The organism is Rhizobium sullae, from assembly GCF_025200715.1.
Lineage (GTDB): Bacteria > Pseudomonadota > Alphaproteobacteria > Rhizobiales > Rhizobiaceae > Rhizobium > Rhizobium sullae.
The window spans coordinates 1,349,194-1,369,162 of record NZ_CP104143.1 but is presented as its reverse complement, the minus strand read 5'-3'; the positions used below and the strand labels follow the sequence as shown (position 1 = coordinate 1,369,162).

At 60.6% G+C, this 19,969-nt stretch carries 19 protein-coding genes; 3 read left to right on the top strand and 16 right to left on the bottom strand.

The window, feature by feature from the left end:
- Positions 1-10: 10 nt before the first annotated feature.
- From N2599_RS06885 to N2599_RS06875, 3 genes are read right to left on the bottom strand one after another with little or no spacing between them, the layout of a single operon-like run.
- Positions 11-409 (bottom strand): Fur family transcriptional regulator, encoded by a 399-nt coding sequence (locus N2599_RS06885; RefSeq protein WP_027513248.1) that lies wholly within the window; start codon positions 407-409, stop codon positions 11-13.
- On the bottom strand, positions 406-1,218 hold the full coding sequence (gene znuB, locus N2599_RS06880; RefSeq protein WP_027513249.1) for a zinc ABC transporter permease subunit ZnuB: 813 nt from the start codon (positions 1,216-1,218) through the stop codon (positions 406-408). Before znuB ends, N2599_RS06885 begins: the two co-directional genes overlap by 4 nt.
- Positions 1,211-2,074 carry an ATP-binding cassette domain-containing protein gene (locus tag N2599_RS06875; protein ID WP_027513250.1) on the bottom strand — a complete coding sequence of 288 codons (864 nt, stop codon included), beginning with the start codon at positions 2,072-2,074 and terminating at the stop codon, positions 1,211-1,213. Before N2599_RS06875 ends, znuB begins: the two co-directional genes overlap by 8 nt.
- A 101-nt stretch (positions 2,075-2,175) precedes the next feature.
- On the opposite strand from N2599_RS06875, the gene N2599_RS06870 reads away from it, so the two are divergent.
- Positions 2,176-3,192: a zinc ABC transporter substrate-binding protein gene (locus N2599_RS06870; protein ID WP_037143845.1), complete on the top strand. Its 1,017-nt coding sequence runs from the start codon at positions 2,176-2,178 to the stop codon at positions 3,190-3,192.
- A 76-nt stretch (positions 3,193-3,268) separates the two neighbouring features.
- Positions 3,269-4,474: a zinc metallochaperone GTPase ZigA gene (gene zigA / locus N2599_RS06865; protein WP_027513252.1), complete on the top strand. Its 1,206-nt coding sequence runs from the start codon at positions 3,269-3,271 to the stop codon at positions 4,472-4,474.
- 233 nt (positions 4,475-4,707) lie between these two features.
- Here zigA and N2599_RS06860 read toward each other — a convergent pair whose 3' ends face one another.
- Complete coding sequence (locus N2599_RS06860) at positions 4,708-5,445, bottom strand: adenylate/guanylate cyclase domain-containing protein (protein ID WP_051336822.1); 738 nt, start codon at positions 5,443-5,445, stop codon at positions 4,708-4,710.
- A gap of 225 nt (positions 5,446-5,670) precedes the next feature.
- Between N2599_RS06860 and N2599_RS06855 the strand changes: the two genes are divergently transcribed.
- A complete protein-coding gene (locus N2599_RS06855; RefSeq protein WP_027513254.1) occupies positions 5,671-6,321 on the top strand; it encodes a glutathione S-transferase family protein in 651 nt (216 codons plus the stop codon).
- 36 nt (positions 6,322-6,357) lie between these two features.
- Here the strand turns inward: N2599_RS06855 and N2599_RS06850 are convergent, their stop codons facing one another.
- The 12 genes from N2599_RS06850 to N2599_RS06795 form a co-directional block, all read right to left on the bottom strand.
- A complete protein-coding gene (locus N2599_RS06850) occupies positions 6,358-6,789 on the bottom strand; it encodes a DUF6841 family protein (protein ID WP_027513255.1) in 432 nt (143 codons plus the stop codon).
- Positions 6,790-6,962: 173 nt separating this feature from the next.
- Positions 6,963-7,277 carry an RcnB family protein gene (locus N2599_RS06845; protein WP_027513256.1) on the bottom strand — a complete coding sequence of 105 codons (315 nt, stop codon included), beginning with the start codon at positions 7,275-7,277 and terminating at the stop codon, positions 6,963-6,965.
- Positions 7,278-7,425: 148 nt separating this feature from the next.
- A complete protein-coding gene (locus N2599_RS06840; RefSeq protein ID WP_037143851.1) occupies positions 7,426-7,932 on the bottom strand; it encodes a GNAT family N-acetyltransferase in 507 nt (168 codons plus the stop codon).
- A 2-nt stretch (positions 7,933-7,934) separates the two neighbouring features.
- Positions 7,935-9,548 (bottom strand): glycoside hydrolase family 43 protein, encoded by a 1,614-nt coding sequence (locus N2599_RS06835; RefSeq protein ID WP_027513258.1) that lies wholly within the window; start codon positions 9,546-9,548, stop codon positions 7,935-7,937.
- An 84-nt stretch (positions 9,549-9,632) separates the two neighbouring features.
- Entirely contained in the window at positions 9,633-10,664 is a 1,032-nt protein-coding gene (gene mgrA / locus N2599_RS06830; RefSeq protein ID WP_027513259.1) for an L-glyceraldehyde 3-phosphate reductase, read from the bottom strand.
- Between the two features lie 68 nt (positions 10,665-10,732).
- Complete coding sequence (locus tag N2599_RS06825) at positions 10,733-11,866, bottom strand: Gfo/Idh/MocA family protein (protein ID WP_027513260.1); 1,134 nt, start codon at positions 11,864-11,866, stop codon at positions 10,733-10,735.
- Positions 11,867-11,874: 8 nt separating this feature from the next.
- Positions 11,875-12,636, bottom strand: coding sequence for a sugar phosphate isomerase/epimerase family protein (locus N2599_RS06820; protein ID WP_027513261.1), 762 nt, complete (start codon positions 12,634-12,636; stop codon positions 11,875-11,877).
- Positions 12,637-12,671: 35 nt separating this feature from the next.
- Entirely contained in the window at positions 12,672-15,137 is a 2,466-nt protein-coding gene (locus N2599_RS06815; protein ID WP_027513262.1) for a beta-mannosidase, read from the bottom strand.
- Positions 15,138-15,260: 123 nt separating this feature from the next.
- Positions 15,261-16,370, bottom strand: a complete 1,110-nt coding sequence (locus N2599_RS06810; protein ID WP_037143855.1) for an ABC transporter ATP-binding protein — start codon at positions 16,368-16,370, stop codon at positions 15,261-15,263.
- 5 nt (positions 16,371-16,375) lie between these two features.
- Entirely contained in the window at positions 16,376-17,320 is a 945-nt protein-coding gene (locus N2599_RS06805; protein ID WP_027513264.1) for a carbohydrate ABC transporter permease, read from the bottom strand.
- Complete coding sequence (locus tag N2599_RS06800) at positions 17,313-18,215, bottom strand: carbohydrate ABC transporter permease (protein WP_027513265.1); 903 nt, start codon at positions 18,213-18,215, stop codon at positions 17,313-17,315. The genes N2599_RS06805 and N2599_RS06800 overlap by 8 nt, the downstream gene beginning before the upstream one ends.
- 93 nt (positions 18,216-18,308) lie before the next feature.
- On the bottom strand, positions 18,309-19,544 hold the full coding sequence (locus N2599_RS06795) for an ABC transporter substrate-binding protein (RefSeq protein WP_027513266.1): 1,236 nt from the start codon (positions 19,542-19,544) through the stop codon (positions 18,309-18,311).
- Between the last annotated feature and the right edge of the window lie 425 nt (positions 19,545-19,969).

The following is a 19,969-nucleotide window of genomic DNA, read 5'->3' as shown; positions in this document are numbered from 1 at the left end:
TGGAATTGCGCTAGGCGGCGCAGCGCTCGCAGAGGCCGCGGATTTCGATCGTCGTCTTCTCGGCCTTGAACTTCTTGCCGCGCGTCCAGTCCATCAGCCGGTGATCGACCTCGTGGTCGTGGAATTCCATGACTTGGCCGCAGCTTTCGCAGATGGCGAAGGCAACGGAGCCGTGGCTGTGGCAGTTCTCGTTCGGATGGGCGCAGACGACGAAAGAATTGATGCTCTCCAGCCGGTGCACGACGCCATATTCGAGCAGCTTCTCCAGCGCCCGATAGACCTGCAGCGGCGCGCGGAAACCGTGGTCGCGCAGCTTGTCGAGGATCGTATAGGCGCTGAGCGGCCCGTCGGCCTTTTCCAGCACATCGAAGACCAGCGCCTGGTTCTTGGTCAGTTGCGGTGCGTTCATGAGCCTTGTCCTTGCGGTTCTTTGCGCCCCAGCCGCGGCAGCAGGCTGAGGATGAAGAGTATGAGTGCGGCAACAACGATCGACGGGCCTGATGGCGTGTCGTAGGTGAGCGAACCGAACAGGCCGCCGACGACGGCGACTGCGCCGATCAGCGATGCGAGAACGGCCATGATCTCGGGCGTCGGTGAGAAACGGCGGGCCGCGGCAGCCGGGATGATTAGCAGCGAGGTGATCAGCATGATGCCGACGATCTTCATGGCGATGGCGATGACGACCGCCATCAGGAGCATGAAGAAGAGCCGCGCCCGCTCCGGCTGCAGCCCCTCGGCCTCGGCGAGTTCCGGATTGACGGTCGAGGCCAGCAGCGGCCGCCACAGCCAGGCGATCGCCGCAACGACGAAGAGGCCGCCGCCCCAAATCAGCGCGATGTCGGTCTTCGAGACGGCAAGGATATCGCCGAAGAGGAAGGCGATGAGATCGATCCGCACCCAGCTCATGAAGGCGACCATCACGAGGCCGATCGCGAGCGTGGCATGCGACAGGATGCCGAGTAGAGCGTCGGCAGACAGCGCCTGACGCTTCTGCAAGAAGAGCAGCAGGACCGAGACTGTTGCCGCGACGGCGAAGACCGCCAGCGTCAGGTTGAACTCGAAGAGCAGCGACAGTGCGACGCCGAGCAGTGCCGAATGGGCGATCGTATCGCCGAAATAGGCCATGCGCCGCCAGATGATGAAGCAGCCGAGCGGCCCGGTGGTCAGCGCCAGGCCAACGCCGGCGAGGATCGCGCGGACGAAGAAATCGTCAAGCATGACGCTCTCCCGCATGATGATGGTGGCTGTGCTCCGGATCGTCGTGATCGTGGTGGTGGCCGTCCTCGGGGTAGCAATGATCGGTCACCGAACCATCCGAATGCAGCACGCGGCCGTCCGGCAGGTGCGTATGGTCATGGTGGTGGCTGTAGACGGCGAGCGTCTTTGCCGCGCGGCTGCCGAAGAGACGCACATATTCCGGGCTCTGGCTGACCGTCTCCGGCGTGCCGCGGCAGCAGACATGGCCGTTGAGGCAGATGACCGTGTCGGTCTCTGCCATGACGACGTGCAGGTCGTGCGAGATCAGAAGGATGCCGCAGCCTGTGGAGTTGCGGATCTGCTTGATGAGATCGTAAAGCGCAAGCTCGCCGGAGAAATCAACGCCCTGCACCGGTTCGTCGAGCACCAGCAGATCGGGTTTGCGAGCAAAGGCGCGCGCCATAAGCGCCCGCTGGAACTCGCCGCCGGAAAGGTGCTGCACCTCGGCATCCGGCATATGAGCCATGCCGGCGGCTTCGAGGGCTGCCATCATCTCGCGTTCGGAAAGCGGGCCAGTCAGCGTCATGAGGCGCCGGACGGTAAGCGGCAGCGTCCAGTCGATCGCAAGCTTCTGTGGCACGTAGCCGACTTTGAGGCCGCTTGGGCGCTCCACCCTGCCCTCGTCGGGCTTCAGCACGCCGATCGCCGCCTTCGCACTCGTCGATTTTCCGGATCCGTTCGGACCGATCAGCGTCACGATCTCGCCGGGTGAAATCGAAAAGTCCACACCGCGAACGAGCCAGCGGCCGTCGCGCCGGACGCCCACATTGTGAAGGGAAACCAGCGGCTTTGAGGCAGGGTTTGCGGGATATAACATCATTTTTCCGACAGTGCTGTTGCGTCCTGCTATCGCACACGTTATAGCATTACGCAATTGATGTAATAACATTACAACTGCAATTCAAGCGGAGCGTGAACATGAAACTGGCCCTTACCCTCGCGATCCCGGCAATCCTGCTGGCCGGGGCATCCAAGGCGGCGGATGCGCCGGCCGTCGTGACCTCGATCAAGCCGATCCATTCGCTGGTTTCGGCAATCATGCAGGGCGCCGGCACGCCGGAACTGATCGTCGATGGCGCGGCCTCCCCGCATACCTACAATCTCAAGCCGTCGGATGCGAGCGCGCTGCAGAATGCCAAGGTGATCTTCTGGGTCGGTCCCGGCCTCGAAGCCTTTCTCGAAAAGCCGCTGGAATCGCTGGGCTCCGGTGCCACCATCGCCGAACTGGAGGATGCACCCGGGCTCGTGAAGCTGAAGTTCCGCGAAGGCGGCGCCTTCGAACCGCATGATGACGGCGACGAGGCGGAAGCCGGACACGAGCACGAAGAGGCCGGGCACGAGGAGGCCGGGCACGAGGAGGCGGGGCACGATCACGATGCGCATGCGGAAGGCGAGCATGATGACGGTCACGGCGAATTCGATACGCATCTCTGGCTCAACCCAATGAATGCAAAGGCCCTGGCCGCTGAAATCACCACGACGCTGGTGGCGGCCGATCCCGCCAATGCGCTAACCTACCAGGCCAATGCCAAGGCGCTCGACGAGAAGATCGATGCGCTCGACAAGGAAATTACCGGCATCGTGGCGCCCGTGAAGGACAAGCCCTTCATCGTCTTCCACGACGCCTACCAGTATTTCGAGCACCGCTATGCCGTCCGTGTTGCCGGCTCGATCACGGTCAGCCCGGAAACCATGCCCGGCGCCGAGCGCATTTCGGAGATTCACAAGAAGGTCGGCGATCTCGGCGCCACCTGCGTCTTCGCCGAGCCGCAGTTCGAGCCACGCCTGGTCAATGTCGTCATCGAAGGCACCGATGCGAAAGCCGGCGTTCTCGACCCGGAAGCGGCAACGCTGGAGGCCGGTCCCGATCTCTATTTTACGCTGATGCGCGGCATCGCCAACAGCATGAAGGATTGCCTTTCGCGTGAAAGCTGAGACCAAACGGGCGGGCCTCGGCTCGCCTTTTTCAGATATCACAGCGTAATGTTATAACATTTATATGGAGAGAACGATGGATAAGAGACTTCCCGTCACAGTGCTGTCCGGCTTCCTCGGAGCGGGAAAGACGACGCTGCTCAACCATGTGCTCGGCAACCGCGAAGGCCTGCGCGTTGCGGTAATCGTCAACGACATGAGCGAGGTGAATATCGACGCAGCGCTGGTGCGGGACGGCGGAGCGAACCTCTCGCGCACCGAAGAGCAGCTTGTCGAAATGACCAACGGCTGCATCTGCTGCACCCTGCGCGACGATCTCCTGAAGGAGGTCAGGCAGCTTGCCGTCCAAGGACGGTTCGACTACCTGCTCATCGAATCGACCGGGATTGCCGAGCCCCTGCCCGTCGCGACCACCTTCGAATTCCGCGACGAGGATGGTGCAAGCCTTTCGGATGTCGCCCGGCTCGACACGATGGTGACGGTGGTCGACGCCGCCAATCTCCTGGCTGACTATGCCTCCACCGATTTCCTCGCCGACCGCGGCGAGACGGCGGGCGACGGCGACAACCGCACCATCGTCGATCTGCTTGTCGAACAGATCGAATTTGCCGATATCGTCGTGCTGAACAAGGTCGAAACGGCAACGCTTGAACAGCGCGAAGCGGCACGCAAGATCGTCGCCGGGCTCAATCCAGATGCGAAGCTGATCGAGACAGATTTCGGCCGCGTTCCGTTGAAGGATGTGCTGGGAACCGGCCGTTTCGATATCGACAAGGCCGAAACCCATCCGCTCTGGTACAAGGAGTTGCACGGCTTCAAGGACCATGTGCCGGAAACCGAGGAATATGGCATCACCTCTTTCGTCTATCGCGAAAGGCGGCCGTTCGACCCGATGAAGCTGCAGGCCTTTCTCGACCGGACATGGCCGGGCGTCATCCGCGCAAAAGGCTTCTTCTGGCTGGCGACGCGGCCGCATTATGTCGGGGAGATCAGCCAGGCGGGCGCGATCGTCAGGACCGGCAAAATGGGGCTTTGGTGGTCGGCCGTTCCGAAGGAGCAGTGGCCGCGCGAACCGGGCTTTGAGAAGGCGATCGGCCCCTATCTCGACCCCGTCTGGGGCGACCGCAGGCAGGAGCTCGTCTTCATCGGCGCCGATCCGATGGACGAGGACTGGATCCGAAGCGAACTCGATGCCTGTCTGATCAGATCGGAGAACTTCACGCCCGAGAAATGGCGAAACCTGCCGGACCCCTTCGCAAGCTGGGCGCTGCGTGCCGCATGAGAGCGCAGCAATCAAGCCGTTCCGTTGCGTTTGCGAGGAATGCGAACCGCTGCCGCCGATCGAGGGGCTGAGCGAGCCGCTTGATAACGAGGCTGCGTCCCGCGGAGGCTCGCCAAAGGAGGCTTGGCTATCTGTAGCGCAAAAAGATGCGTCGGAAACGGAAGGCCGGCTAAGCGCGTCACGGTCCCGGCTCTTAAATGCGCGGCATTCAAACGACCCGACATCGACGGTGCTCAGATCGAGTAAAGCTCAATCGGCGTCTCAAAGCCCTTCAGGTGGTATGCCCGGCCTTCGCTTTCAGCCGTTTGGCTCTGCGCCCGTTCGCAAACGGCCTTGGTGACGAGAATCCGTCCGGCGTCAGCAACCGACTGCGCGCGAGCGGCAGTATTCACAACCGTTCCAATCGCAGTGAGGTCGCGATGCGATCGGCCGAACTCTCCGAAGCTGGCCTCGCCCGAATCGATGCCGATACCGATGCCGAGTTCGCTTCCGTCCAGGCCAGCGCCTTCAGCCACGTGACGTTCACGACGCAACCGGCAGCGGCGCTGAATCTCCCGCGCGGCGCGCACGGCGCATTCGGCGTGGTCCTGGCGGCGGATCGGAAAGTTGAATATTGCCATGATGGCGTCCCCGACCGTCTTGTTGAGAAGGCCGTCGTATTCCCAAATGGCTGTGGCACATTCATCGTAGAAATCATCCAGCAGCGACGAGACGGCATCGGCCGAAAGCGACTGCGAAAGCGTCGTATAGCCTCTCAGATCTGCAAAAAGCACGGACACATCAACCGTGATCTTGCGGGCTTTCATGACGCGAGTGAACATGAGTTCGCAAATCGTGCAGGTGTTCGGATTCATCCGGCTCGGGCGGATGCCGAAGGCGCGGAAGGGAATGGAAGCCGGTCCGCGCAGAGGCACCGGCAGACGCATCTGCTCCCAGCAGCCCTTGCAAATCCTGGATTGAGAAACCGACATGTTGCCGCCCTGTTTGCGTGCCGTTCCGCGACTTTCGCACATCCGCGCCAGAAAATCTCCAGAAAAGCCTGCAGTTGCTTTGCAACTAGGACCGCATCCCATTCCACGATCTGCGACAATACAAACTGGAGAAATTCATCGGATGAAGCGACGATCGCAGACATGGAGTGTCGGAATCTCGTTTAGCCAATCGTCTTCAAGATAGACAAGCTACGGAGAACAGAAATGACGATCACGATTACCGCATTTGAACGGTCGCCCGATCGCGGCAAGGGTCTGGCGCGTGACATGCGCGTTCGCTGGGCGCTCGAAGAAGTAGGCCAGCCTTACGAGGTTCGTCTTCTTTCGTTCAAAGCGATGAAGGAACCCGCGCATCTCGCGCTTCAACCGTTCGGGCAGATTCCAACCTACGAAGAAGGCGATCTCGCCCTGTTCGAGTCGGGGGCGATCGTGCTCCATATCGCCGAGCGCCATGCGGGCCTGTTGCCAGACGATGCGAATGCCCGGGCGCGCGCGATCACATGGATGTTTGCCGCGCTCGACACGCTGGAGCCGCCGATCTTCGACCGCGCCCTCGCCAATATCCTCGAGCGCGACGAGCCTTGGTACGAGCAACGCCTCCGTTTTCTCGAGGACAGCATCCGGAAACGGCTGGGCAGCCTTTCCGGTCGCCTTGGCGATGCCGATTGGCTCGACGGCGCGTTCAGCGCCGGTGACCTGCTGATGGTGACGGTGCTGCGCAGGTTGAAAGGATCGAGTTTGCTGGAGGAATATCCAAACCTCTCCGCCTATGTCGCCCGCGGTGAAGCGCGGCCCGCCTACAAGCGTGCTTTCGACGCTCAGTTGGCGGTGTTCACCGCCGCATCCTCCGGCTGACAAAGGCCGTTCTGGGCTCGAGTGGTCGGTCGGACTTCAGATGATGCCGTGCTTCCTTAAAAGCGCCTGCTCGTCGCCTGACACCCAGCCGAATACTTTCGGCTCCCCATCCAGCTCTTGGACGAAGTAGTGAACATCAAAATCTATCGCTACATCCGGTTGATCCTTGCGGGCATAGGTTGCCGTCCAAGCAACACGGGCCACGCAATGATGCGCGTCTATGGGCGAGAGGCGGACATTACGCATCCGCATCTCCTTCGTCCCTATCGCCCGATAGCGCTGATAGCCTTGCGCCATGGCTTGCTTGAATTGATCGTCGTTCTTCCCGGTCATAACTCCGGCAGGCGCGGCACCTATGAACTCGGAAGCATAAAGCGATGCGACTTCGTCCATGTTTGTGTCGCCGCCGAGGGACCGATTGAAAAGGCTCTCGTATCGCTGGAAGAGCTTCCTTACGCTGGGCTCCATGATTTCCTCTCGGAGGACTGCGGCCATGGTCGGCAGTGGTCGCGCAACAGTCTTCTTCTGCTGCAGGTCAAGCTGCCCGCAGCGTTTTGCTGCGAGCGACTTTAGAGCCCAAAGGTGGTTCATTTAAGTTAGGGCTGGGTCAGGCAACCCGCGCCTCTCCCAAAGTCACTCGCTCATCGAGCCGCGATGATGCTCGAGACGATGCCGCTCGTGATGCCGATGAGCAGGAAGTCGTTGTCGGCCCTGACCCACCGGTAGCCGCGCGGCGGTGGCGACAGGCGGTAGCGGCGGTAGTCGCGGACCTCGGCCATGTGCCGGCGCTCTGCGGCGGTCATGCGATGACCCTTCGTCCAGCGGTATTTGTGGACAACGACCTTCTTCTCGACGATGACCGGTCGGCGGTGTTCGGCGGCACTCGCCTGCGATGCGAAAGCAATCGGCGTAAGCAGGAAGGAGGCGGAAAGCAGGGCTGCGAATATCTTTTTCATCGGGGGATCCCTTGTGCTGAATACGCCCCGAAACTAGGCCTGCGAAGGTGAACCTAATCTGAAAATTAAGTTAAACTTTCGTAATGAAAATCGAAGCTTACGAGCATATGCTTATATTTTAGCTTCACATTTTAAAGCGGCCGCGCATTCAAGCCTGACTGAAGATCAAAGCCATATTGACGACGTCGAGATAGCGGCCATCAATATGAACGGCGTCCTTGCTTACGCCCTCGCTGACGAAGCCGACCTTCTCGTAGAGGCGGATTGCGCGGGCATTGTCGGCATGGACGCTGAGCTCAACGCGTCTGATTCCGCATTCCCTCGCCTGCTTCAACGTCGTCTCCATGAGGCGCAATCCGAGGCCTTGTCCGCGGTGGGCAGGGATGATGCCCATACCGAGCGATCCCCGGTGCGCATGCGACGGAAAGAGGTGCCGGCGGATATCGCACCAGCCGATCACCTCGCCATCCTTCACCGCGACGAACTGCGGATGCTTGTTCTCGATCATGCCGAGAACGAATTTCCGCGTGTCTTCGAGCGGCGGTGCCTCCAGGAAGGTTAGATATCTGCGTTCGCGCGCGACAACGTCGACAGCCAGGCGATAGTTCTCGATGTGCCGGACGGCGATCGGCTCAATAATGATATCGGGTGCCATCTTCAAAGCTCTTCGTAATTGAACCAATCGAAATCGGCCGTCTTGGCGCGGCCCGATGTGTCGAAGGCGAAGACGCCGGTAAAGGCTCCGGTGAAGGAGCCGTGCTCGCCGCGCCCGCCCTCGTCGGAGACGACACCGGCATCGAGAACCGGGCCAATAGGTTGCCAGGCGCCCTTGCCTTCCGTCTGCCAGAAGAACCGCAGGTCGTTGTCGCGGATTTCCATGGAAAGCTGGACGCGGCCTCCCGCCGGAATGGCGACGCCGCTGCCCGCGGGGAAGCTGAGGCGGCCGTTCGGATAGTCCCCGTTGCAGGAAAGGATCGTGGCGCAGCGGCCGAGCTTTTCGTGCAGCGTCACGGCAACGGCGTGGAACTTGTGGCGATTGTAGTAATGCGTCAGCCCGGCGACCTGCTGGTAGGTGTCGGGATCGAATTCCACGACCGTCTCGGCGCGGAAGCTGTGATGCTCCTGACGGCGGGCGACGAGCGCCTGCTCGAACCATGAACCGATGCTTTCTCGGGCGATGAGGCGCAGATGGCCGGGGCGGTCGGTGAGGTTGAAGATGCGTTCCGGCCGCGGCGTGCGCAGCCACTGGAAATCTGCAGGCAGCTTGCCGCCATCGAAACTGTATTCGGTGCGAACCGGCTTTTCGATGCAGACTGCGCCCATCAGACCCGGAACCTCGACGTCTGGCACCGCCGTGCCATTTTCGAGATAGAGCCAGCCGTCTTCCTTCCAGGCGCATTTCTGCAAGGCGGCTTCGCGGCCGAGCGTGCAGCGGCGCTTCGGTGGCAGCGGGCGGCCGCAAAGATGGGTGTGATAGACCTGCCCGTCCGGCGTCTCGACATACTGGCCATGCCCTGCCCGCTGCAGAACGGCCTCCGGATTGTCCTTGGAGGTGATGAGATGCATGTTCGGGTGCATCTCATAGTGGCCGTCAATGGTGCGCGAACGCGCCATGGTGACCGCATGGTCATAGCCGGTGCCCCCTTCAGCGGTCGTGAGATAGTAGTAGCCATTGCGCTTGAAGAGATGCGGGCCTTCGACGAGGCCGAGCGGGCTACCAGCGAAGATGTTCTTGATCGGCCCCTTCAGCGCCTTCGTGACCGGGTCCCATTCCTGCAGCAGGATGCCATCAAAGGCCGGATGCTTCGGCGCGCCGCCATAGCTCTCCGTGCGGTGGTTCCATTGCATATTGAGGAACCACTTGCGGCCGTCATCGTCATGGAAGAGCGAGGGATCGAAGCCCGAGGAGTTGACGTAGACTGGCTCCGACCACTCGCCCTCGATCGTCGGCGAGGTGACGATGTAGTTATGCGCGTCCTTGAAGTTGCCGTCGAAGCGCTTGACATCGGTATAGACCAGCCAGAACTGCCCGTCGGCATAGGAGAGGCACGGCGCCCAGATGCCGCAGCTGTCGGGATTGCCGCGCATGTCGAGCTGCGATTGGCGCTCCAGTGGACGGCGCTCCAGTGTCCAGTTCACAAGGTCGCGCGAATGGTGGATCTGCACGCCCGGATACCATTCGAAGGTCGAGGTCGCGATGTAATAGTCCTCTCCCACGCGGCAGATGGATGGATCGGGATTGAAACCGGGCAGAATGGGATTGCGGATCATGAGACTTCTCCTCCGGAATGCGGCACGTGCATCATACTCAATTCGCCAGCGCCCGGTCGTTTCCTTCCGGACGCTGCCGTTTCCTTATTCGCGCTCGGCGGACTTTGCCCAGAGGTTGACGTCGGCCTCGCGGGCATAGACATCGATCTCCTTCAACTCCTCCGCCGTGAAATCAGGATTGTCGAGCGCCTTGGCGCAGTCGACGATCTGCGACGAGCGGCTGGCGCCGATCAGCGCGGAGGTGACCCGGCCGCCGCGCAGCACCCAGGCGATCGCCATCTGCGCCAGCGTCTGGCCGCGGCGTTCGGCAATGCCGTTCAGCTTGCGGATGTTGTCGATGATCGATGGTCGGATGAAGTCGCGCTTCAGGAAGTGGTTCTGCGCGGCACGGCTGTCTTCCGGGATGCCGGCGAGATATTTGGTCGTCAGCATGCCCTGGGCGAGTGGTGAAAAAACGATCGAGCCCATGCCGGCCTCGTCCAGCGTGTCGAGCAGCTTGTCATCTTCGACCCAGCGGTTGAGCATCGAATAGCTCGGCTGGTGGATGAGGCACGGCGTGCCGAGATCCTTGAGGATGGCGGCTGCTTCCCGCGTGCGCTGCGCACTGTAGGAGGAAATACCGACATAGAGCGCGCGGCCGGAGCGGACGATATAATCGAGCGCGCCGCAGGTCTCCTCGAGCGGCGTATCCGGATCGAAACGGTGCGAATAGAAGATGTCGACATAGTCGAGGCCCATGCGCTTCAGACTCTGGTCGCAGGAGGCGATCAGATACTTGCGGCTGCCCCACTCGCCGTAAGGCCCGGACCACATTTCGTAACCCGCCTTGGACGAGATGATGAGTTCGTCGCGCAGGCCTGCGAAGTCGGTGCGCAGGATTTCGCCGAAGGCGGTCTCGGCGCTGCCGGGCGGCGGGCCGTAATTATTGGCGAGGTCGAAATGGGTGATGCCGAGATCTAAGGCGGTGCGGCACATGTCGACCTTGCGCTCATGCGGCGTGTCGCCGCCGAAATTGTGCCAGAGACCGAGGGAGACGGCAGGAAGCTTCAGGCCGGAACGGCCCGTGCGGTTATACTTCATCTTCGAATAGCGGTCGGAAGCCGGTTGCCAGCTCATGGTCCTGATCCTTTGGAAAAGTGCGCGCGGGCTGGAAAAGCCCGCGCGGAAAATAGCCCTTTGGAGGTCTACTTCAAGAGCGCCTGGGCCTCTTCGATGCCGAGCGCGGCCGGCTGCGTGCAGGTCGTCGTCAGTTCAACGAACCTGCCCTCCTCGCCCGATTTCAGGATCGAGGTCATGACATCGACGCCATGCAGCGTGCGCTCAAGCGAGCAGCGAGCGTCGCGACCGTCGATGAGCGCGGCCACCATATCGGCAAGGCCTGCCGTGCGGTAGTTGGCGCGCGGGCCCTGCGGGCTTTCCTGGTTGAACTTGCCGAAGGGATGCTCCCAGGCTTCAAGCGGCTTGATCTCCTTGTCGCGCCCGCTGGCCTCGACGGCGCCGCCGAAGAAGTTCGGGTCCGGCACGAAAAGGGTGCCATCGGTGCCGTAAAGCTCCATATTGGCATGGCGATGCGACCAGACGTCCCAGCTTGCCGTCAGCGTCACCGTCGCGCCGCTGACGAATTCCAGCAGTGCCTGGACGGTCGTCGGCGTCTTGACCGGAATCGTCTCGCCGTGGCGCGGCTGGCTGGTGATCGTGCGCGTCTCCGATGCCATGGACGTAATCGCACCGACGCGCTTCACCGGGCCGATGAAATTGATGAGATTGGCGATGTAGTACGGCCCCATATCGAGGATGGGACCGCCACCCGGCAGGAAGAAGAAGTCCGGGTTCGGATGCCACATCTCCATCCCCGGCCCCATGACATAGCAGGAGCCGGAGGTGATGCGGCCGATGCCACCCTCGTCCACATATTTGCGGGCAAGCTGGTGCGCGCCGCCGAGGAAGGTATCCGGCGCGCAGCCCACGGAGAGTTTCTTTTCCTTGGCGATGCGGCGCAGATCCTCGCCCTGTTCCAGCGTCAGAACGAGCGGCTTTTCGGAAAAGACGTGCTTGCCGGCCTCAAGCGCTGCCTTCGAGACCGGATAGTGCGCATCGGGGATCGTCAGATTGACGACGACGTCGATCTCGTCATTGGCGAGAAGCTGCTCGATCGTCTGGGCGGTGACGCCGTATTCCTCGGCACGCAGTTCGGCCGCCTGCACGTTGATATCCGCGCAGGCGAGCATTTTCAGCCCCTTGAAAAGGGGCGCAAGCGAAAGGTAGGTCGTGGAGATGTTGCCGCATCCGATGATGCCGACGCCAAGTTCCTTGGTCATGGTTTGCCTCAGTAGGTCTTGAAGGATGCGATCGAGCGGGCAATCAAGCGGTCGATGTCGCTCGGATTGTCGTGTTCGACGACGTAATGCTTCGCGTTGGTGGCTTTCAGCGCCGCGATCAGCTTCGGCCAGGCAAGCGTGCCGTGACCGACATCGGCCCAGCCGTCCTCGTCCTTGTTCTCGCCGACCGGCGCGATGTCCTTGACGTGGACAGCGGTGATGCGGGAGCCAAGCTTTTCGATCCAGGCGAAGGGATCGCCGCCGCCGCGGACGACCCAGGCGATGTCCGCTTCCCAGGAAATACCGGGCGCGCCTTCGAAGATGCGCTCGATCGGCAGCGAACCGTCGGCAAGCTTCACGAATTCGAAGTCGTGGTTGTGCCAGCCGAACGCGTAGCCGGCATCCTTGTAGGGCTTGGCCATCTCCTGCAGGCGCTTGCCGAAGGCGAGCCAGCCGGCGCCGTCCGCCGGGCGCTGGTCTGCGGCAAGATGCGGTGCGTAGATCGAATCCATGCCGAGCGTTTTGGCGATCAGCAGCGACTGCTGGACATTGTTCTCGAGGAAATCCGGGCTGAAATGGCCAGTTGCCATCACGAGGCCATTCTTGTCGAGATCGGCGCGCAGGCTCTTCAAACCGGCATCATCGAGCTCGGCATAGATGCCGCCGAAACCTTCGACTTCCGAATAACCGGCCTTGCCGAGCTTTTCGAAGATTGTCGAATAGGGTTGGAAATTGCGGGCGCTGTAAAGCTGAAAACTCAGTTTCGTCATCACTTTCTCCTCGGGCCTCGTGCCCTTTCTTCAAATCAATCTGCCGACTGGCAGGAATGCAGGTCGTAGAAGCGGAAGTCCGGCAGCGTGTTGCCTTCAAGCGGTTTTGCCGGAGTAAAGAGGATGCGGCGGGTCTCGCCAGCCGCCAGATCGAAGGCGTTGTCGGAGTATTTGCCATCCGTCTCGGTCTCGATCATCACGAATAGCGCCAGTCCCTTGGCAGTGACGTTGAGGCAAATCGAGCCGTCTTCCTCGACATATTCACGGGTCACCTGGAGACCGGCAGGCTCCAATTCGAGCGCCTTGTAGGTGCCGTGGACGTAGTGCCCCTCGCCGCCCATGCCGTTCGACGCGGTGAAGCGCCAGGCAAGCAGCGTGCCTTCCGGAATGTCCGACACATCGATCGTCGATGCCGTCACGGCGGCATCCGGGGTACAGACGGCCTGGACATCCTTCAGGTGCCTGCGCTCGCCCTTCATCGTCAGAATGGAAATCGAAAGGTCGGCGCTGATTTCCGAAAGCGTGTCGTTGACCAGTGAGAAACCGATCGACTTGCCGTCCTCGGACGGGATGGCGGCGACGGCGACCGGCTGGAAGAAGCGCTTGACGAGATAGTGCATCGCCTTCCAGCGCCCGCCATAGTCGAGGCTCGACCAGGACGCCACCGGCCAGGTGTCGTTGAGCTGCCAGTAGATCGTGCCCATGCAATGGGGTTTGAGCGACCGCCAGTACTCCACCGCCGTCTTGATCGCCAGCCCCTGCTGGATCTGGCTCAGATAGACGAAGTTCGGAAAGTCCTTGGGGAAGCGAAAATAGCGGAACATCGTGCCCGCGATGCGTTCGTTGCCGCCAGCGTTCTTCTGGTGCAATTCCATGACCGGAGACGCGACGTTCATGTCCTTCTTGTCGGCATAAGTCTTGATGACAGGAAGCGACGTGTAGGACTGGAATCCGAATTCCGAGCAGAAGCGCGGGCGCACCGAACGGTAATTGTCGAACGACTTGTTCTCGTGCCAGACCGACCAGTAGTGCATGTCGCCGGAGCCATCGGCGTGCCAAGCATCGCCGAAATCCAGATAGCCGGAGGCCGGGCTGGACGGCCACCAGATGGCATCGGGTGCCGCCTTCTTCATCGCCTGCTCGATCGTGCGGTTCAGCCGGTCGTAGGAGACGAGGTAGCGGTCGCGGTTCTTCTTCGGTTCATCGAACCATGTGAGCGCGCCAACCAGCTCGTTGTCGCCGCACCAGAGCGCGATCGACGGATGGGAGGAGAGCCGCTTGACCTGGTAGTCGACTTCGAGCGCGACTCCATCGAGGAAATCCTCAGTCGACGGGTAAAGATTGCAGGCAAACATGAAATCCTGCCAGATCATGAGGCCGAGGCGATCGCACAGATCGTAGAACCAGTCGTGCTCGTAGAAGCCGCCGCCCCAGACACGGATCATGTTCATGTTGGCTGCTTTTGCCGATTGCAGCAGGTCTTCGGTCTTCTCCGGCGACGACAGTGAAAAGAGCGCATCCGCCGGAATCCAGTTGGCGCCGCGGCAAAAGATTTCGCGGCCGTTGACCTTGAAGGCGAAACGGCTGCCTGCGGCATCCGGCGTGGTGATGAGCTCGACGGTACGAAGGCCGATCTGCTTCGTCACCTCATCTGACGGCAGGTCGACAGCGAGCGCATAAAGCGCCTGCTCGCCGCTGCCGGCGGGCCACCAGAGGCGCGGCTTCTCGACAAGGAAGATATGATTGACCACCGTCTCGCCGGCGCTGACGCCGACATCGAGCCGGACACGGTCGCCATCCAGCGAAAAATGCACCGGCACGATGCCCGGATCCTTCGCAAAGAGCGTTGCCGTGACCTGCAGCTCGACGCTACCGTCAAGATTGTGCGCCTGGCGGGTCGTGACGTGATCGATGCGCGCGGTTTCGAGCTTCTTCAGCGTGATCGTACCGTAAAGCCCGAGCGGCGCGATCGCGGTGTTCCAGTCCCAGCCGAAATGGCATTGCGGCTTGCGTAGCATATTGCCGTTGGCGATCGGTGAATTGCCAGGGTGGTAAGGAATGTAAAAGGGCTGTTTGGCCTGCCGTTCAGCGCCGGCGGCGATACTCGAATGCAGCACGATGCGGATCGTGTTTTTGCCGGCCTTCAGCACGCTTGACACATCCGGCCGGTAGCGGCGGAAGCAGTTGTCGGCCGCGAGCACCAGGAAGCCGTTGACGAAGACCGAGGCGACGGTGTCGAGGTAATCGATGTCGAGATACCAGTCGCCGTCGCTCTGCGGCAGCGTGAAGCTCCGCTCGAGCGCCCAATCTCGGTGCGCGACCCACTGCACCTGTTCTTCGTTGCGGCCGAAATAGGGTTCCGGAATGAGTTCTGCTGCGTGAAGCGCCGTATGGACGTCGCCTGGAAGCGTGATCACTGTGGTGACTTCGCCGTCGGCTGACGTGAGTTGCCAGGAACCGGAAAGATCGATGCTGGACGCAGTCTGCGGCAAGGAAGTCATAGCATTATCCCGATCAGGCCGCCTTGGGAGGTGCCGGACGATACCGGACCATGGCCGAACTTGGACGGCCGGATGGCCGCATTGAAGATCGGGCGGAGCTTTCGGCCCCGCCCGTATTGCGGTTCAGATCCGGTCTTCGGTCTCTGCATCGAAGATCGATGCCAGCGACATGTCGAAGCTGAGCTTCACCGGCGTTCCCACGTTGAAGCGGCGCGCGCCGTTGATGCGCACCGACATCGTATGGCCGGCATGCTTCAGCCAGAGGAGGTTGTCGGCGCCCATCGGCTCCTCGATATCGACGGTCGCATCATGCACCTCGGGGCCAAGATTTTCGTTGACCTTGATGTGCTCCGGACGCACGCCGAGCACAACCTTGCGTCCTGCCTGTAGCGGTTGGGCCGCATCGTAGCCGTCAAGCGAGAAGCTGACGCCATTCGAGCTGAACACCATCTTGTCGCTGTTTTTGGTCAATTCGCCATGCAGGAAGTTCATAGACGGCGAGCCGATGAAACCTGCGACGAAAAGGTTGCGCGGCCTATTGTAGATCGTCGTCGGGTCGCCGAGCTGCTGGATGATGCCGTTCTTCATGATCGCGATGCGGTCTGCCAGCGTCAGCGCCTCGATCTGGTCGTGGGTGACATAGATCATCGTGTTCTTCAGAGACTGGTGCAGGCGCTTGATCTCGACGCGCAGCTCCGAACGCAGCTTGGCATCAAGGTTGGACAGCGGCTCGTCGAACAGAAACACATCGACATCGCGCACCAGGGCACGGCCGATCGCCACGCGCTGGCGCTGGCCGCCGGAAAGTTCGGCGGGCTTGCGCTTCAACAGCGGCTGGATCTGCAGGATTTCGGAGGCACGCGCCACGCGCTTGTCGATCTCGGCCTGCGGCACCTTTGCGACGCGAAGACCAAAGGAGAGGTTCTTCTCGACGCTCATCTGCGGATAGAGCGCATAGGACTGAAACACCATGCCGATGCCGCGGTCCTTGGGCTCTTCCCAAGTGACGTTCTTGTCCTTGATGAAAATCTGGCCTTCGGTGGGTTCAAGAAGCCCTGCAATGCAGTTGAGCAGCGTGGACTTGCCGCAGCCGGACGAGCCGAGCAGGACCAGGAATTCCCCATCGTGGATGTCGAGATTGAGGTTCTCCAGCACCGTTACCGATCCGAAAGAAAGGGACAGATCGCGAATGGAAACGCTGTTCTGTTTGTCGATGGAAACCGTGTTGTGCATCAGGCTTACCCTTTGACTGCGCCGGCGGCGATACCGCGAACGAAAAGCCGACCGGACAGGAAATAGACGATGAGCGGAACCGCGCCCGTCAGCAGCGTTGCCGCCATATTGACGTTGTATTCCTTCACGCCCTGAACCGAATTGACGATATTGTTGAGCTGCACGGTCATCGGATAGGTATCCGGCCGTGTGAAGACGACACCGAACAGGAAGTCGTTCCAGATGCCGGTGACCTGCAGGATCATCGCGACCACGAAGATCGGCAGAGACATGGGAAGCATGATCCGGAAATAGATCTGCCAGAACCCTGCCCCGTCGATACGAGCCGCCTTGAACAGTTCCACCGGAAGCGAAGCGAAATAATTCCGGAAGAGCAGCGTCAGGATCGGCATGCCGAAGATCGTGTGGACGATGACGAGCCCGGTGAGCGTGCCGTAAATCCCCAATTCCCTGAGCACGATGACGATCGGATAGATCATCACCTGATAGGGAATGAAGGCGCCGATGATGAGGATCGAGAAGAACAGTTCCGCTCCCTTGAACCGCCAGTTGGCGAGCGCGTAGCCGCTGACCGAGGCAATCGCGATCGAAACGACGACGGAGGGCACCAGGATGCGCACGGAGTTCCAGAACCCGCGGGAAAGACCATCGCAATTCAGCCCGGTGCAAGCCTGCGCCCAGGCTTTCACCCAGGGCTCAAAGGTGATTTCCATCGGCGGCGAGAAGATATTGCCGAGACGGATTTCGGGCATGCCCTTGAGCGATGTAACGACCATCACGTAAAGCGGCAGGAGGTAGTAGAGCGCCGCAACGGTCAGCGCACCATAAAGCATGATGTTGCGCGGCGCAAAGATGCGGCGAGGCTTGCGGCCGCTGGGACCGCTGGCGAGCTGCGAAGAAACCGCATCAAAGCTTGCGGCAGCGGTGTTGAGAGTGCTGATACTAGCCACGCTTGCGTCCTCCGAACTCGAGGTAGGCCCACGGAACGACGATGATGGCGACCGTCAGCAGCATCATGGTCGAGGCGGCAAAACCCTGGCCGAGGTTCTGGGCCTGGAACATGTAGTCGTAGACGTATTTTGCCGGCACCTCCGACGCGTTTCCGGGGCCGCCGCTGGTCTGGGCGACGACGAGGTCGTAGACCTTGACGATGCCGCTCGCGATGATGACGAGCGTGGTGATGAACACCGGGCGCATCATGGGAATGATGATGAGAAGATAGGTCTTCCACATCGGGATGCCGTCCACGCGGGTCGCCTTCCAGATGTCCTCGTCTATGCCGCGCAGACCCGCCAGCATCAGGCACATGACGAGGCCCGTGCCCTGCCAGAGAGCGGCGATCAGGATGCCATAGATGACGATATCGGGATCATAGAGCGGGTCGAAGGCGAACGAGGTCCAACCGAGCGATCGAATGACAGATTGAATGCCGAATTCGGGGTTGAGCATCCATTGCCACACGAGCCCCGTGACGATGAAGGAAAGAGCGAAGGGATAGAGGAAGATCGTCCGGAAGGCGTTCTCGAACCGGATCTTCTGATCCATCAGCGCCGCCAGTATAAAGCCGATGACCAGGCTGAAGATCAGCGACAGGATGCCGTAGATCGCGAGGTTCTGGATCGAGATCATCCAGCGCGACGAGGCCCATAACCGCTCGTATTGGTCAAGGCCGACGAAATTGAGACGCGGGAGCAGCCTTGAATTGGTGAAGGAATAAAACACCGTCCACAGGGTGCCGCCGAGGAAAATGACCAAGGCGACGAGCATCATCGGAATGGAAGCGATCTTCGCATTGAGGTTGCGGAAGAGCTGGCTCGGTCGGCCGGTCGGGGCATGCGCCGCCATGATCTCTCCTCTTCAGGAATGAACCATTTCTTGAAAACAAATCCTCGTCCGGCCCCTACGCTGTGGGACCGGTACGAGGCATCCGGGAGGGAATCAGTCAGCCGAGCCGATGATATCCGCGAAGCGCTTCTGCGCAGCTTCCGGCGTAATCGACGCATTGGCGAAGAATTCGGACATCAGGTCCTCCTTCTGCTTGGTCGTATCGGCGGAAACCAACTGGTCGGTGCTGGTTATGACACTGCCCTTCGCGAGAATGTCGAGCCCCTTCTTCATGCAGTCGTTGGCAGCTGCGAGGTCAACGTCGCCGCGAATAGGCAAAGAGCCCTTCTTCAGATTGAACGCAACTTGCGTCTTCGGGTCGACAATGGTCGCGGCGAGAATGTCCTGCGCCTCGGACTTTGCATCGTCCTTCTGGAGCGGGAAGTAAAAGGCGTCGCCGCCGGTGGTCAGAAACTCGTTCAGGCCGAGACCCGGCAGGCAGGTATAATCCGTACCGGCCTTCTTCCCGGCAACCTGAAACTCGCCTTGGGCCCAGTCGCCCATGATCTGGCCGCCGGCCTTGCCGGTGATGACCATGTTGGTGGCCTGGTTCCAATCCTGGACATTACTGCCTTTTGCCATGTCGCGGGCCTGTGCGGCAGCCGCGAATATCTTCGCCATTTCAGGCCCCGCAGCCACTTCCGCGTCCTTGTCCTTGTAGACCTTCTCGTAGAGGTCCTTGCCGCCAAGCGAGATGATCAACACATCGAACAGGCCATTGGCCTGCCAAGGCTGTCCGCCGAGCGCCAGAGGCTGGATTCCGGCCTTCTGCAGCGCCGGCGCCGCAGCGACAAATTCGTTCCAGTTCTTCGGTACCGCGGTACCCGCCTTTTCGAAGGCCTCGTTCGAAAGCCACAGCCACTGCCACGAATGGATATTGATCGGCGCGCAATAGATCTTGCCGTCGATGGTGCAGGAATCGAGCAGGCTTAGCGGCCGGATGACGTCCTTCCACTTGCCCTTTTCGGCAACCGCCGTGAGATCGCGCATCAGGCCTTCCTGGACCAGTTCCTCCGCCTGACGGCCATGGTTGAACTGGGTGGCGCCCATGGGATCACCACCGGTAATGCGGCTGATCATGATAGGACGAGCGGTGCTGCCCGAACCGGCAATGGCGCCATCCACCCACTTATTGCCCGTCGTATCGAATGCCTTTGCGAGTTCGCCCACGGCAGCAGCTTCACCGCCGGATGTCCACCAATGGGTGACTTCGAGATCGGTCGCATTGGCCGCACCTAGCGGCAACACGACGGAAGCGGCAAGTACGGCCGCCATCGAACGAAAATTCATGAGTTTTCCTCCCTCACTGAAACGTTGCCGGAAAAACTTAGTGCAATCGACATTTTGGCGCAACTGCCCGCCGGCAAAATTCTCTGTGAAACTCGCTATTGCTACCATTGCCTGTTCTTGTTCCACAAATTCCGCGATCATGGTGTTAAGTTGGGCATTCAAGATCGCATGGTGAATAACGGAGCATCATATTGAGATTTAATCATATTTTTAATTGTGGCGCATGCCATCTGAAGGGATCGTCTTCGCAACTGCAAAAAATCTGAGCGGGAATCCGCGATTCAACCTAAGCGTCTAGCGATGGAGCGACCGTCATAAAAAGTGCTCGACATTTCTACTGTATCGTTACAGATTTCATTGTTCAGGGAGGAGCGTTTTTCAGCGGGACATGCGCTTACGGCGCTGCGAAAAACATTCTATAAGCG